We start from the raw sequence: 14396 nt of genomic DNA, 5'->3' as shown, positions 1-14396 counted from the left end.
ACGGTGGAGGTGCGTCGGGCGGTCGAGCTGCGCTGGGTCAACCGCGCAGGAAGTAGAGGGTCGTCATGGTGCCGGCGGACGCCAGGATGATGCCGCGCAGCAGCCGGGCGGGGAGGCGGCGCGCGACATGGGCGCCGACGAAGCCCCCGGCCACCGCGCCGGCCAGCATCGTGGCAAGGGGGAGCGGGTCGTTCAGGACGTCCGACGCGACGAGGAAGAGGGCGGTCGCGGTGAGGTAGACGGCAGTGACCTGGGTGATTCGGGCCGGATTGCTGGTCGCGGCGTCGAGACCTAGGCCGATTCCCCACAGGGCCAGCATGAGGATGCCTACGGCACCGCCGAAGTATCCGCCGTAGATCGCTAGCAGGAACTGCCCGAGCAGGACCGCACGGGCACCCAGGTCGAGTGGCCGGCCCAGCGCGGTGCTCAGGGCACGAGCGAGCCGGCGTCCGAGGGCGAGGACCAGCGTGCCGAACGCGAGCAGCCACGGCACCGCTGCGTCGAACGTCGCGGCCGGAAGCGCCAGTAGCAGCCCGGCCCCGAGCCCGCCGCCGAGCACACTGGCCGAGGTGAGCGCGGCCAGGGAGGTTTTCCCGACCGGAGCGAGCTCTTTTCGGTAGACCCAGGCGCTCACCACGGCCCCCGGTACGAGGGCGACGGTCGTCGAGGCGTTCGCGGTGACCGGCGGTACGCCGACGGCGACCATGGCGGGAAGTGCCACGAACGTCCCCCCGCCGCCGATGGCGTTCAGCGCCCCAGCGGCGAGGCCGGCGAACATCACGAGCATTATGTCCGGCATAAGGCCGAGCATCACCGCGCCAGTGACGCCGCACAATGCGCTATCGGCGTAGGCAGCCTCAGGCTGTGCCATAGGCTCGGCGGGGTGCGTTACGACCTGGACGACCTACGCCTTTTCCTGCACGTCGTCGCCGAGGGCTCGATCACCTCGGGCGCCGGCCGGATGCACCTGAGTCTCCCCTCGGCGAGTGCCCGGGTGCGTGCGCTCGAACAGAGCGCGGGAGTGGCGCTGCTGATCCGGGGCCGGCGGGGGGTACGCCCCACCCCCGCAGGGACAACGCTCGCCCGTCACGCCCGCGACGTCCTCACCCAGACTGCGCGGCTCGACGGTGCCGTCGCGAGCTACCGGCGTCCTCCGGCCACACCACTCGTCCTGCTCGCCGGGGGCTCCGCGATGCACCGGCTGATCCCGCTGGCCCTGGTCTCGTTCCTCCGGGAATACCCCGACGTCGACGTCACCGTCGCCGAATGCCGCACCCCTCGTACGGTGCGGATGCTCGCGGACGGCGAGGCAGACCTGGGCATCGTCCTCGACGACGAGGCGCGTGGCTGTGGGTTGGACACAGAAGCCCTTGGCGACGACTCACTCGTCGTCATCGGGCAGGCCGGCGGCATCCTCGCCGGGCGGACCGCGATGCCTTATCGCGAGGTCGCCGAGCACCCGCTCGTCGGGCTCGACGCCGGATCGTCGCTGCGACGCTGGATCGAGAAGCACGTGGGTGCCCACGCCCCGGTTCCCCGGTACCGCACCAGCGTCGCCAACCTGAATACCGTCATCGCGCTCGTCGCCGCTGGTGCGGGGCTGGCCGTCGTCCCGCGTCGTGCCGTCGACCCGAACCAGCCGCTGGCGATGTGCGACCTCCAGGAGCCCTGGTCACGCCGGCGCCACCTGCTGGCCTGGGGAACGAAAGTCGAGGTGGCGTCCGGGGCCGCCGGCGCGCTCGCGGAGCACCTACGCCGCGTCGCGCTGTCGGACGAGGGCGCCTCTCTTCCGCAGTGAGATGAGCGCCAGCAACCACGGCGTCCGGTCGGCGTCTCCGCTGGCCGAGTTGCTGGCGAGACAGGCGGACGAGCCGGTACCCCCGGCGGTTCCGCTGCAACTCAACTGGACGGCGTGACCGGGGACCGCATGCCGAGCCACTGCTCGGCGTCCCAGGCATGGAACCGTTCTACCTCGGTGAAGCCCAGCTTCGCCGCGAGGCGCATCGAGCCGACGTTAGCGGTCTGGGTGGCGAGCACCACCGGCTCACCGGGAAGGACATTGTCGAGCCAACCGAGTGCCGCCGCGCACGCCTCGACGGCATACCCGAGTCCCCACGCCCGTGGCAGAAACAGGTAACCGAGATCAACCTTCCCCATAGCAGCCGGGCGGTGCCTGGCCGGTCTCCTGAGCAGGATCTGGCCGATCATTATTCCGTCGAGGTCGACGACGAAACTTCCCGGCCACCGCTCGGGCACCTCGGGCAGTTCGCGCTCAAGCACGTCGCGCGGGCGCGGCCCGCCGAGATAGGTATGCGCCTCTGGCGAGGCAAGCAGCTCGATGAACGCCGCACGGTCCCGGGCCTCGGTCTCACGAAGCACGAGCCTCTCAGTCCTGATCGGCTCAGGCGGCCAAGCCACAGATCCAAGATCTTGCATCCGCGCACGCTAGCAGGACGTCCAACGGCCCAACTCGATCAAAGCTCCGGCGCCACAACGTTCGGACCAGATCGACGTCTGCGGCCACGCCCAGCTGCCCTACCCGTGCCCCCGGAGACCGCACCATGAACTCCCACATCAGGCCCCAACGCAGCCAGGCTTGCGCGAGCTTCAGAGTCGCGCCGAGCGTCATCGGCGGTGGGACGATGATCGTTTGGGCTGCTGCGAACGAGTGGTGGTGGCTCGGCATCGGTCATCGGACACGGGTTGGTGTGGTCAGGAGGCGGTACAGGATCTGATCTGTGGTCGTGCGCCGGAGTTGCCGTTCATCATGGTGGTGAAGCCGAAGGTGTTGCCGCTGCCGTTGGACCGCACCGTCGCCACCGTGCCGCTGCTGTCCCAGGTGAAGCTGCCGCCGCCCCAGGTGGTGGAGACCCGCTGCGGCGAGGTGATGCTCACGACCGCGGTCCAGTTGCTGGCTCCGCTGACCGTCACCGAGGTGTTGTACCGGTCGCCCCAGACAGTGCCCTGCGTCACCGACGCCGAGCAGCTATCTCCGGCCGGCGGGGTGGTTGGCGGGTCGGTCGGGGCGGCACCTTCGCTGACGGTGAGAGTGGAGATGCTCCGCGCCGGGATGTTGATGGTCGCCTGTCCGTCGCCGAGACTCACCGGCTGTGCTGCGGCGCCCAGGCCTTGTGAGGTGACGGTGTATTCGGCGTTCGAGATGCTCTGTGGCGTCTGGACGACGGCACTGTCGACCGCGCTGTTCGAACGGTTGAGGATCACCAGCGTGACCTTGCCCCTACCCTGGTAGGCCGTGACCTCCAGGGACGACGTTTTCGAGCTCTTCGAGAGGGCGACCCGCTTGTCGCCGGGCCGGACGTACTTGGAGTATTGCGAAAATGCCTGGCCGCGTCTGAGGACCGCGCCCTTCGTGGTCCCGTACTGCGAGTCGCCGTCACCGATGAAGGAGTAGAAGCGGCGGCCGTACCACCAGATGTATGCGCTCCAACTGGCCTCCATCGACCGGTGTACGGTCCGCATGATGTTGTCCAGGGTCTCGTTCCAGACAGCCGCGTTGCTGGGATTCCCCCAGATGTTCGAACCGTTCCCGTCGGCCGCGTGCAGGTTCCACTCGGTCATCCACTGGTTCTTGCCGTACTGGTTCGCGAGCGGGTAGGAGGACAGGTTGCCACTGTTCTCGGCGTCGTACAGGTGCCCGCCCACATAGCCGACGTTGTTGCGCGCGGTGGCGTCCTGCAGCGTGGGGTCGGTGTACGCGCGGTTGAATCTCAAGGATTCGCCGACCATGAGCCTTGTGTCTCTGATCCTGGTGCCCTGGTCGCGGACGAAGTTCCGCAACTCGGTGCCGGTCCAGTCCATGGAATCGTAGTCCGGGTGCCAGTCCGGCTCGTTCTGGACCGAGGTCACGTCGATCGGGACGCCCTGGCCCTTCATGTACTGAACGTAGCTGTTCAGGTGCTCCGCATAGTCGTCGTAGTAGTCGGTCCTGAGCTTGCCGCCGTTGATCCTGCTGTTGTTTGTCTTGAATGCTGCGGGGGCCGTCCAGGGCGAGGCAAGAATCTTGACGTCGGAGCCGTAAGACTTCGCCATTTTCAGGCTGTTCGCGTACAGGCTCCACTCGCTCGACACCGGCGACACCACGGTCCGAACGATCGACATGCCGAGCTGCCCCTGGCCCATGCCGACGAGTGTCTGGGTCTCGCTGTCCGTCCACGGGCTACCGGAACCATTGAAGATCGGCGTCGCGGCCCCGAAGCCGTCGATCGTCTGGTACGACGAGGCGGTATTGACGGTGATGTCAGGCGTTGCGGCCAGCAGGGGCGGCGGGGCAGTCAGGACTCCCGCCACGGTGGCCAACGCGGTCGCTGCGGCCACCATTACAACCTGGTTCTTCTTCACATCTCACTCCACTGGCTCGTGCGGCAACAGTCTTTGAGAGGTCGACGGGCAGGGCGTCGGAGTACTAGGGCTTGTTTCATAAGGACTGGCCGGCCTGCGGCGGGCCCGGACGACGACCGGCGGCGTTGCGGTTCCGTCCGGATACGACACCGGTATCCGGACGAGACCGCGCCTTGCCGGACCGCCGCCTGGACTCCGCCTCGGCTCGACCGCCCTTACGAAACAGGCCCTAGCCGGCGGTGCAGGAGTTGATCTGGGGTCGGGCTCCGGAGTTGCCGTTTGTCATGGTGGTGAAGCCGAACGTGTTGCCGCTGCCGTTGGATCGCATGGTGAGCACGGTGCCGTTGCTGTTCAGGCTGGCGCTGCCGCTCCAGGTGGTGGTGATTCGTTGGGGTGCGTTGACGCTGACCACCACGGTCCAGGTGCTGGCGCCGTTGACCGTTACCGCGGTGTTGTATCGGTCGCCCCAGACCGTGCCCGGTGAGGTCTGCGCGGTGCAGCTACCGCCCGGAGGCGGAGTCGTGGGCGGCGGGGTCGTCGGCGGAGCCGGGGTGGTGGGGCTCGGCGAGGGGGTGCCGTTGGTGAGGCTGTCCGGGACGGAGCGCAGCGCGTTGAACCAGACGGTGGACATCTTCTCGTAGCCGCCGGCGTTGGGGTGCACGCCGTCGGCGAGGTCGGTGGCGGTCAACGCGCGGTACATGTCGACCAGGTACACGCGTTTGCCCGCGGCGACCTTTCCTTGCACGATGCCGGGGATCGCGGCGTTGAACGTGCGCACGGCGGCATCGGCCGCGGGGAACGGGATGATGGTCGCGACGAACACGATGATGCCGGGCGACGTGTTGGTGATCCGGTCGAGCAGTGTGGACAGTCGTGCGGGCGCGTTGGCGGCGTTGCCGAACATGTCGTTGGTGCCGATGTGCAGCAGTACGGTGCGGGGCGTGGTGGTGCGAAGCCAGTTGACGATGTTGGCGTCGATCTGGTCGATGCGCCAGCCGGAGTGGCCTTCGTGGTCGTGGTCGCCGAGGCTGCTGGGCCCGTTGAACTGGGATCCGACGAAGTCGACGGTGTGACCGCCGGCGACGAGTTTCTGCCAGAGACCGATTCGGTAGCCGCCGGGCACGGTGAGACCGTCGGTGATGGAGTCACCGAGCGTCATCACACGGACGCCGCCGTTGGACTCGGCGCTGGCCGCGCCACCAGCGAGGAATGGCGCACTGAGAGCCACCACGACCGCGGCGAAAACGGCCAGTAGCGGTCTGGACGATCTTCTACGCATCTGTACCTCCGGGTCGGACGAGGCGGCGGGCCGGCTCATGCTGCCCTCGAGGGGTGCCGGTCGCGGACCTCATGGGGGTTCCCAGCTGTCTGTGGCAGAGGTTACGAAACTTTGTCGAAATTTCCTAGACCCGAAATTTCTGCTCCTCGCCGACGCTTGCCCGCCTCAGGTATCGATGGTTGTCGGGATGACCGCAGCATCTTTGCAGGTCAACCGAGATCTAATGTCGTCACCAGTGGTGAAGTCGGGGCGGGCCGCAATCGCGCCGGTCGATACTCATAGACCTGAAACCGGCCTTCGGTGGCCTCGGGATCGCCGCAACTTGCGGCATCTGGTCGAAAGTTGCGAAGAATTTGGCGGCGCACATCCGGGGTCTGGCCTGGAGTTTCGCGGCAGAAGGCCAGGTCGACAGGGAAATTCACGGGCTTGAATCCGACGAAACTTCTCCGTAACCTGTCGCCCTACGGGTGCCAGATCGAGGTCAATGCCCCAGCTCAACCGGCCTCGGGTCGCACCCGCACCCGCACCCGCACCGTCGCTTGTAAAGGAGGCCGCGATGGGCGCCACACCGGTCGAGGTCAGCCCTGGCACGGACCGAGACAGCTGCGCGCGCCGCGGTCCCGTCGGCACCGCCAGCTCGCGTACCGCTCACACCCTGACCCGCACACGGCGCAGCCGCGCACGTGCCGTCCGCGGCGACCGGTCGCGGTAACCCCCCAACCGCATCGAGGCCAATCCGACATCCACCGCCAACCCGGGAGAAGAACTCACCATGACCATCAGCCCAAGCCGCTCGAAGATACGGTCGGCGGTCATCGCGCTCGCGGTGGCGGTGCTCGCCGTCGCCGGCACGGCAGCCGTCATAGGCCCCACCACACCCGCGCACGCCGCCGCCACCGTCGAAGACGAGGGCATCGACTGTCCGGTGCCGAACACGTCCGTACCGGCCAGTTCCCGGCTGCCCGACCCGTTCCGAAAGCTGGACGGCACGCGTATCACCAGCAAGACGGAGTGGCGGTGCCGGCGGGCCGAGACCCGCGAACTGGCCGAGCGGACCGTGTACGGGCAGAAGCCCCCGAAGCCGGCCACCGTGAGCGGCACCGTCTCAAGCACGAGCATCCAGGTGAACGTCTCCGACCAGGGCCGTAGCGCCAGCTTCTCCGCCAGCGTCCAACTGCCGTCGGGCACCGGCCCGTTCCCAGCCGTCGTCGTCCTGGGTGGATTCGGCGCTGACACCGCCACCATCCGCAACGCCGGCGCCGCGGTCATCAACTACGACCCCCTCGCCGTCGGACGGGAGGGCACCCCCCGCAACAACAAGCAGGGCGCCTTCTACACCCTCTACGGCGCCAACAGCAGTACCGGAATTCTGATGGCCTGGGCCTGGGGAGTGTCCCGGATCATCGACGTCATCGAACAGGCCGGCGGCACCGTCCTGCGCCCCGACGCGACCGGGGTGACCGGCTGCTCGCGCTATGGCAAAGGCGCGTTCGTGATCGGCGCGTTCGACCAACGGATCGCGCTGACCATGCCGATCGAGTCCGGCTCCGGCGGTGCCCCGATCTTCCGCGGCATCCCCGGCGAATCCGGCTCGCAACCGCTGTCCAGCGCCTACGGCGAGCAGCCCTGGCTCGGCGACGCGTTCAGCTCCTACACCGGCAACCCGAGCGGACTGCCGATCGACACCCATCAGGTGATCGGCCTCGTCGCACCCCGGGGCTTGTTCATCATGGAGAACCCGCACATCGACTGGCTCGCGGCCCGCTCCGGCAGCAACGCCGCCCTCGCCGGCGCCGAAATCTACAAGGCCCTCGGAGCGGGGGACAACATCACCTACTGGTCCGACGTCTCCGACGGCACCCACTGCGCCAGCCGCTCCGAATGGCGAACCCCGCTGCAGCAGAACATCCAGAAGCACCTACTGAAGACCGGCAACGCTGCGGGCACGATCCGGATCTCCAGCCGCAAGCAGGGCAACCTGGCCGAGTGGCGCGACTGGCAGACCCCGGTCCTCACCGACGGACCGACCACCCCGCCGCCGACCACTTCGCCCACGCCCACCACCCCGCCGCCCACCACCCCGCCTCCGACGACTCCGCCGCCAGGCGGTAGCTGCACCGCGTCGACCTCACCAGGCACGGTCTGGGGCGACCGGTACAACACCGCGGTAACGGTCAACGGCGCCAGCACCTGGACCGTGGTGGTCAGCGTCAACGCACCCCAACGGATCACCACCACCTGGAGCGGCAGCGCCAGCCTGAACAGCAACGGCACCGTGCTGACCATGCGATCCAACGGCAGCGGCAACACGTTCGGCTTCACCACCATGACAAACGGCAACTCCGGAGCCCGACCCCAGATCACTTCCTGCACCGCCGGCTAGACCGCACGACCGCTGGCCGTGCGCGGCCCCTTCCAGACAACCGCGCACGGCCGGCGGTGGCCGGCAGCAGGGGAGATCCGACGATCCCAGCGCACGCCGGTTCGGAGATCCGAATGCGGAGCAAAGGCCAACGATGCTCCGCGGTCCTAAGCCCGTGAATCCTGTCAAGCCGCCCGAGAGAGGCATACAAGGATGATGAACCAACCGGTTGAAGCGCATCGGCGCGCATCGCTGAGACGGTTCCGGCCGTCCCGGCTGTTGCTGGGCGCCATGGGCCTGTTGCTCGCTACCGGTGCCACCGTAGTGGTGACCAGTTCGGCGCAGGCCGCCACCACCCTGGGTGCGTCGGCCGCGGAGCGGGGCCGTTTCTTCGGCACCGCCGTGGCCGCTGGCAAGCTCGGCGACGGGTCATACACGACGATCCTGAACCGCGAGTTCAACCAGGTTACGCCCGAGAACGAGATGAAAATCGACGCGACGGAGCCGCAGCGGGGCCAGTTCTCGTACGGCAACGCGGACCGGATCGTGCAACACGCCCGTAGCCGTGGCATGCAGGTCCGGGGGCACACCCTGGCCTGGCACTCCCAGCAGCCCGGCTGGATGCAGAGCCTGAGCGGCAGCACGCTGCGCCAGGCCATGCTCAACCACGTCACCCAGGTCGCCACCCATTTCCGGGGCCAGGTCACCTGGTGGGACGTGGTGAACGAGGCGTTCGCCGACGGCAGTGGCGGCGGCCGTCGCGACTCGAACCTGCAGCGCACTGGCAACGACTGGATCGAGGCCGCGTTCCGGGCCGCTGACGCGGCGGACCCGGACGCCCAGCTCTGCTACAACGACTACAACACCGACAACTGGACCGCCGCCAAGACCCAGGGCGTCTACCGGATGGTCCAGGACTTCAAGTCTCGCGGCGTGCCGATCGACTGCGTCGGCTTCCAGGCCCACTTCACCGGCGGCTCGAACTACCCCAGCAACTTCCGCACCACGCTCTCCAGCTTCGCCGCCCTCGGCGTCGACGTGCACATCACCGAACTCGACATTCGCAACGCGCCCGCCGACGCGTATCGCAACGTGACCAACGACTGCCTCGCCGTGCCCCGCTGCACCGGAATCACGGTCTGGGGTATCCGCGACTCGGACTCGTGGCGCTCCGGCGAGAGCCCGCTGCTCTTCAACAGTGGTGGCACCAAGAAGGCGGCGTACGACGCGGTGCTCGCCGCGCTGAACAGTGGCGCGCCCAACCCCACCACCCCGCCGCCGACCACATCGCCCACGCCCACGACCCCGCCTCCGACGACTCCGCCGCCCACGACTCCGCCGCCGGGCGGTAGCTGCACCGCGCAGACCTCGCCAGGCACGGTCTGGGGCGACCGGTACAACACCGCGGTAACGGTCAACGGCGCCAACACCTGGACCGTGGTGGTCAGCGTCAACGCACCCCAACGGATCACCACCACCTGGAGCGGCAGCGCCAGCCTGAACAGCAACGGCACCGTGCTGACCATGCGATCCAACGGCAGCGGCAACACGTTCGGCTTCACCACCATGACAAACGGCAACTCCGGAGCCCGACCCCAGATCACTTCCTGCACCGCCGGCTAGACCGCACGACCGCTGGCCGTGCGCGGCAACCACGCACGGCCAGCGGGGCCAGCGCCGCCACCAGCCATCCGAGGGTTCGAAAGGACCAACCGTATGAGACTCAGACGTTTCCTGATCGGCGCGGCGGGCCTCGCGACCGCGCTCGTGGCCGCCACGCTCACCATCGCGCCACCGGCATCCGCGGCCACGCTCACCGAGGTCACCGGTTTCGGCACCAACCCGAGCAACCTGCGCATGCACCTGTACGTGCCGGACCGGGTCCAAGCCAGTCCGGGCATCCTCGTGGCCGTGCACTACTGCACCGGCAGCGGGCCTGCCTACTATTCCGGCACCCAGTTCGCCCAGCAGGCGGACCAGTACGGCTTCATCGTCATCTACCCGTCGGCGACCCGCAGCGGCCAGTGCTTCGACGTGTACTCCCCACAAGCCCTGCGACGCGACGGCGGCAGCGACCCGGTCTCGATCAGGTCGATGGTTAGCTACGTGCAGCAGCGCTACAACGCCGACCCCAACCGCATCTTCGCCGCCGGCACCTCGTCCGGCGCGATGATGACCAATGTCCTGCTCGGGCTCTACCCGGACGTGTTCAAGGCCGGCGCCGCGTTCGCGGGTGTGCCGTTCGGCTGCTTCGCGACGACTGGCGGCTCGACGTGGAACAGCCAGTGCGCCAATGGCCAGATCACCCGTACCGCCCAGCAGTGGGGCGACCTGGTTCGCAATGCCTACCCGGGCTACACCGGCGCGCGGCCACGTATGCAGTTGTGGCACGGCACGAACGACGAGACGCTGCGCTATCCGAACTTCGGTGAAGAAATCAAGCAGTGGACCAACCTGCACGGGCTGAGCCAGACGCCGACCTTCACCGACACGCCGCAGTCCGGCTACACCCGCACGCGGTACGGCGGCAGTGGCGGACAGGCCTCGGTCGAGGCGATCAGCATGCAGGGTGTGTCGCACAACCTCCCGGTGAACGCCGCCGAGGCGATCCGCTTCTTCGGCCTGAACACCAGCACACCGCCGACCACATCGCCCACGACCCCGCCTCCGACGACTCCGCCGCCCACGACTCCGCCGCCGGGCGGTAGCTGCACCGCGCAGACCTCGCCAGGCACGGTCTGGGGCGACCGGTACAACACCGCGGTAACGGTCAACGGCGCCAGCACCTGGACCGTGGTCGTCAGCGTCAACGCACCCCAACGAATCACCACCACCTGGAGCGGCAGCGCCAGCCTGAACAGCAACGGCACCGTGCTCACCATGCGATCCAACGGCAGCGGCAACACCTTCGGCTTCACCACCATGACAAACGGCAACTCCAGCGCCCGACCCCAGATCACCTCCTGCACCGCCGGCTAGACCGCACAGAACGACCGCTGGCCGTGCGCGGCAACCAGGCACGGCCAGCGGTCCGGCTGCAACGAATATTTAGATCGATCAACACAATTCGACGCCACCCCTCCAGGTGTTCCTCCCGGCGGCACGGGTGACCGGTGCGGCTCGCGCTCGACCCGAGCAGGCAGCCCCGGTACTGCCGTCCGGCACGGCCGCCCGCCGGGGCGCCACGTTTCCGTCGATTCACCCCACCCACCGCCTGGAGGTCCAGCAATGCGTCTACAACGTCCCCGATCGAGGCTATGGTCGGCCGTGACCGTGACAGCCGTGGTCGCCGCCAGTGGCACGGCCATCGCCGTCTCCGCGAACGCGGCGGCAGCCGCCGCCGGCTGCGGTGTCTTGTACACAGTCGGTTCGCAGTGGCAGGGCGGCTTCACCGCCACGGTCACGGTCACCAACGTCGGCGACCCGATCAGCTCCTGGACGCTCACCTGGAGCTACGCCGCCGACCAGCGGGTCACCCAGGCCTGGAACGCCACCGTGTCGCAGAACGGCGCAGCGGTCACCGCCCGCAACGCCAGCTACAACGGCAGCATTGCCACCGGAGCCAGCGTCTCGTTCGGCTTCAACGGGTCCTGGAACGGCAGCAACCCCGTGCCGACCAGCTTCGCCGTGAACGGCACCACCTGCACCGGCTCGCCCGGCCCCAGCCCCACCACCGGGCCTACCCCGCCGCCGACCTCGGCACCGCCGGGCAGCCCGACCTGGGGCACGGCGCTCCCGCCGGCCGGAGCTGTCACCAGCCGGGCGTACACCCTGATCGCCACCGCCAACGAGAGGGGGTACCAGCCGCGGGCCGGCGAATGCTCGGTCGAGATCCACGCCCGCTACTGGATGTACGGGCCGGACGGCAAGGTATACCCGACCTGGCACCCGAACCGCGACCCCAGCGGCTGCAACTTCGGCCACGATCACGGTGACGACCCCCGGCCCTCGGACCTGTACTCCACCGCCGGTTGGCCGGCGTTCGGCTACACCAGCGAGGTGATGCTGGACAGCATGCCCGAGCACAGCCACCGGCACGAGGACCATGTCGGGCACAAGGTCCTCACGGTCAACAACGTCAATGTGATCCAGGGCGACAACGGCACCAGCTTCTTCCCGCCACAGGGCACCACGATCGCGACCTGCGACGTACTGCTCAAGTTCCACCAGGGCACCCACTCCCCGGACGCCTTCACCAACAACGTCCACGAGTTGCTCTTCAACCAGCGCTGCTCCCAGACCAACGGCCAGGTCGTCGAGGCCCGGTACAACGCGATGATCCCGCTCGGGCGGGCTGGGGGATTCAGTCCCAGCGAATGCCCGGGCTTCGGCGGTCAGTTCATCAACGTCGCACCCCCGGTGCCCGCGGACTCGCCGTCGGAGACCCGCTCGCTCGGCCGGCTGATCACCGAGCCGGGATGTGTGCAGGCGATCCGCGAAGGCCGCACCCACAACGACCCACTCTCGCCAACACCGGTGCCGTTTACCGTGTCCGACATGGACGACTTCTGGTTCTCCGACGTCCAGGTGACCGGTTCCGGGCTGACCTTCCGTCTCGCGCCGCTGTTCTACGTGGTCAACCCGTCCCGCTACTACGACCCGACCAAGCCGAACAACCTGGGCCGGATCGTGGACCTTTGCTACACGAACCTCGCGGGTGGTGACTACTGCAACCAGGCCCGCCAGGCCGGGCAGAACCTCGCCTGGGACGATCCGCGCTCGCCGTTCAAGGGCACACTGCGGGAGTACCGGCCGGGCACCTTCATGGTGCGCAACACCGGCCCGACCACGGTCTACACCGACGTCTACGGCCGTAACGCCTCCAGCACGCCGTTCGCCGGCTCCATCCAGCAGTACTTCTCCGGCAACCAGTCATCGACCCAGCTGTACGTCCGCGGTGCTACCAGGGACTATGCCGCCAATGGGGTACACGCCCCGAACTGACGCCTACGCCATTGCCGGGCCCCCGCAGCGGAACCCTCCGTCGCGGGGGCCTGTCTCGCGCGCGGCCGAGGTTGTGCATCGAGCGTGGGGCGTTGAAAGAGCCACGAAGGTATCCGCACCGTCCGCCTGCCTGCGGGCTGTGCCTCACTCGTGCGGGCCCCGGCGCAGCCGTTGGGGTTTGGCGGCGTGGCTTTGGCGATGGCGCGGTTGCGGTGAGTCGGTCGGCCGGCTTGAGCCGCGAAGCTCAGGCGGGACCGGATTTCGACGGCAGGTGCAGGTGTTGTAGCTCCTCTGGTACCGGTAGGTCAGGCGGGTAGACCAGCAGGGGCGGTTCGCTACCGGCGTCGGCGCGGGCGGCGGGAGCATCGGCCAGCGAGAATTGGTCCCGGAGTCGGCCGAAGAAGTCGTCGACGTCCGCGACGATGAGCTTGGCCCGGCGTCGGGCGGGGTAGACGGCGACCCAGTCGCCGGGGTCGAGGATTCCGTGTACGCGCCCATCGACGACGACAGCGACCTGGCCCGATTTCGGGAGTACCTGCACGCCCACGGGTTCGTCCGGGGCGGTGACCATGCTGCGGTTGAACGCCATGTGCGGGGCGACCGGGGTGAACACGAGCGCATTGAGCCGCGGCGACAAGACCGGCCCGCCCGCGGCGAACGAGTACGCGGTGGAGCCCGTCGGCGAGGCGACCATGACGCCGTCGGCGGAGTAGGTGGCGAACAGCCGCCCAGACAAGTAAACCGCCACGCTGGTCTGACGGTCCCGGCCGAGTTTCTCGAACACGACGTCGTTGAGGGCGCTCAAACCCAGCGGGACACCCCAACCCACCTCGTCGGGCGTACCCGGCCGGGGAAGGGGCGGGACGGGATCGGGACCGCGGCCGTAGCGCAGCAAGGTGCGCAGCTCCGGTGGGACGTGCAGCGGCCGGGACGCCCGCAGGGTGAGCAGCATGCGTTCCTGGGTGGGTGCGCGGCCGGCGAGCGCGGCGCCCAGCACCCTCGGCAGGTCCGTCGCGTCGAACGGGGTGAGGAAACCGACCCGGCCGGCCTTCACGCCGAGGACCGGTGCGTCGGCCTCGACGGCGACGGCCAATCCGCGCAGGAGAGTTCCGTCACCGCCGATGGTGACGACGAGTTGGGGACGCTGCGCCATGCCGGCCAGTACGTCGGCGGGGCTCTGCTCGTCCTGCCAGACGTTCAGGGCCTGCGACGTCGCACCGTGCTCGGCGCAGATCTGCGACACCATCTCCGCCGTCTCGGCGGCCTGCGGTCTGGTCGGGTGTACGACGACGGCAACGAGCATCCGACTCTCCACGTCCTCTCGGCTGTCGAATCCATCTGGCGGTGAGCTCGCGGGAACACTCTACGTACAGGGTTCGTGGCACAGGGGTGAGGCTGCCCCGTTATCACTCGAGCCGGTCTCTGCGTCCTGTGACCGCAACTGCAGCGTGC

Annotated in this window: 10 protein-coding genes; 5 read left to right on the top strand and 5 right to left on the bottom strand. The window is 68.4% G+C overall.

The features are described from left to right. Positions 1-37: 37 nt before the first annotated feature. Entirely contained in the window at positions 38-778 is a 741-nt protein-coding gene (locus HNR20_RS03835; protein ID WP_221309690.1) for a sulfite exporter TauE/SafE family protein, read from the bottom strand. Between the two features lie 105 nt (positions 779-883). Between HNR20_RS03835 and HNR20_RS03830 the strand changes: the two genes are divergently transcribed. Further along, positions 884-1798 (top strand): LysR family transcriptional regulator, encoded by a 915-nt coding sequence (locus HNR20_RS03830; protein WP_184176496.1) that lies wholly within the window; start codon positions 884-886, stop codon positions 1796-1798. Between the two features lie 101 nt (positions 1799-1899). Here the strand turns inward: HNR20_RS03830 and HNR20_RS03825 are convergent, their stop codons facing one another. The 3 genes from HNR20_RS03825 to HNR20_RS03815 form a co-directional block, all read right to left on the bottom strand. Continuing rightward, on the bottom strand, positions 1900-2436 hold the full coding sequence (locus HNR20_RS03825; RefSeq protein ID WP_184176494.1) for a GNAT family N-acetyltransferase: 537 nt from the start codon (positions 2434-2436) through the stop codon (positions 1900-1902). Between the two features lie 276 nt (positions 2437-2712). Continuing rightward, entirely contained in the window at positions 2713-4359 is a 1647-nt protein-coding gene (locus tag HNR20_RS03820; protein WP_229687155.1) for a glycoside hydrolase family 30 beta sandwich domain-containing protein, read from the bottom strand. A gap of 229 nt (positions 4360-4588) precedes the next feature. Then, a complete protein-coding gene (locus HNR20_RS03815) occupies positions 4589-5638 on the bottom strand; it encodes a GDSL-type esterase/lipase family protein (RefSeq protein ID WP_184176492.1) in 1050 nt (349 codons plus the stop codon). A 772-nt stretch (positions 5639-6410) separates the two neighbouring features. Between HNR20_RS03815 and HNR20_RS32105 the strand changes: the two genes are divergently transcribed. The 4 genes from HNR20_RS32105 (at position 6411) to HNR20_RS03795 (ending at position 12944) form a co-directional block, all read left to right on the top strand. After that, complete coding sequence (locus HNR20_RS32105) at positions 6411-8021, top strand: glucuronyl esterase domain-containing protein (RefSeq protein WP_184176490.1); 1611 nt, start codon at positions 6411-6413, stop codon at positions 8019-8021. 195 nt (positions 8022-8216) lie between these two features. Further along, positions 8217-9623: a glycoside hydrolase family 10 protein gene (locus HNR20_RS03805; RefSeq protein WP_221309689.1), complete on the top strand. Its 1407-nt coding sequence runs from the start codon at positions 8217-8219 to the stop codon at positions 9621-9623. Between the two features lie 93 nt (positions 9624-9716). Next, positions 9717-10979, top strand: a complete 1263-nt coding sequence (locus HNR20_RS03800) for an extracellular catalytic domain type 1 short-chain-length polyhydroxyalkanoate depolymerase (protein WP_184176488.1) — start codon at positions 9717-9719, stop codon at positions 10977-10979. Positions 10980-11267: 288 nt separating this feature from the next. Next, on the top strand, positions 11268-12944 hold the full coding sequence (locus HNR20_RS03795; RefSeq protein ID WP_229687154.1) for a cellulose-binding domain-containing protein: 1677 nt from the start codon (positions 11268-11270) through the stop codon (positions 12942-12944). Between the two features lie 244 nt (positions 12945-13188). On the opposite strand, the gene HNR20_RS03790 is transcribed toward HNR20_RS03795, so the two are convergent. Beyond that, positions 13189-14247 (bottom strand): NAD(+)/NADH kinase, encoded by a 1059-nt coding sequence (locus HNR20_RS03790; protein WP_184176484.1) that lies wholly within the window; start codon positions 14245-14247, stop codon positions 13189-13191. Between the last annotated feature and the right edge of the window lie 149 nt (positions 14248-14396).

Source organism: Micromonospora parathelypteridis, from assembly GCF_014201145.1.
GTDB classification, from domain to species: Bacteria; Actinomycetota; Actinomycetes; order Mycobacteriales; family Micromonosporaceae; genus Micromonospora; species Micromonospora parathelypteridis.
This window is presented reverse-complemented; position numbering and strand designations above follow the sequence as displayed.

Excerpts from the sequence above, each read along its gene's own strand:
- HNR20_RS32105 (WP_184176490.1), top strand. The coding sequence starts at position 6,411 with ATGACCATCAGCCCAAGCCGCTCGAAGATACGGTCGGCGGTCATCGCG.
- HNR20_RS03815 (WP_184176492.1), bottom strand. The coding sequence starts at position 5,638 with ATGCGTAGAAGATCGTCCAGACCGCTACTGGCCGTTTTCGCCGCGGTC.
- HNR20_RS03790 (WP_184176484.1), bottom strand. The coding sequence starts at position 14,247 with ATGCTCGTTGCCGTCGTCGTACACCCGACCAGACCGCAGGCCGCCGAG.
- HNR20_RS03800 (WP_184176488.1), top strand. The coding sequence starts at position 9,717 with ATGAGACTCAGACGTTTCCTGATCGGCGCGGCGGGCCTCGCGACCGCG.
- HNR20_RS03825 (WP_184176494.1), bottom strand. The coding sequence starts at position 2,436 with ATGCAAGATCTTGGATCTGTGGCTTGGCCGCCTGAGCCGATCAGGACT.
- HNR20_RS03835 (WP_221309690.1), bottom strand. The coding sequence starts at position 778 with ATGTTCGCCGGCCTCGCCGCTGGGGCGCTGAACGCCATCGGCGGCGGG.
- HNR20_RS03805 (WP_221309689.1), top strand. The coding sequence starts at position 8,217 with ATGAACCAACCGGTTGAAGCGCATCGGCGCGCATCGCTGAGACGGTTC.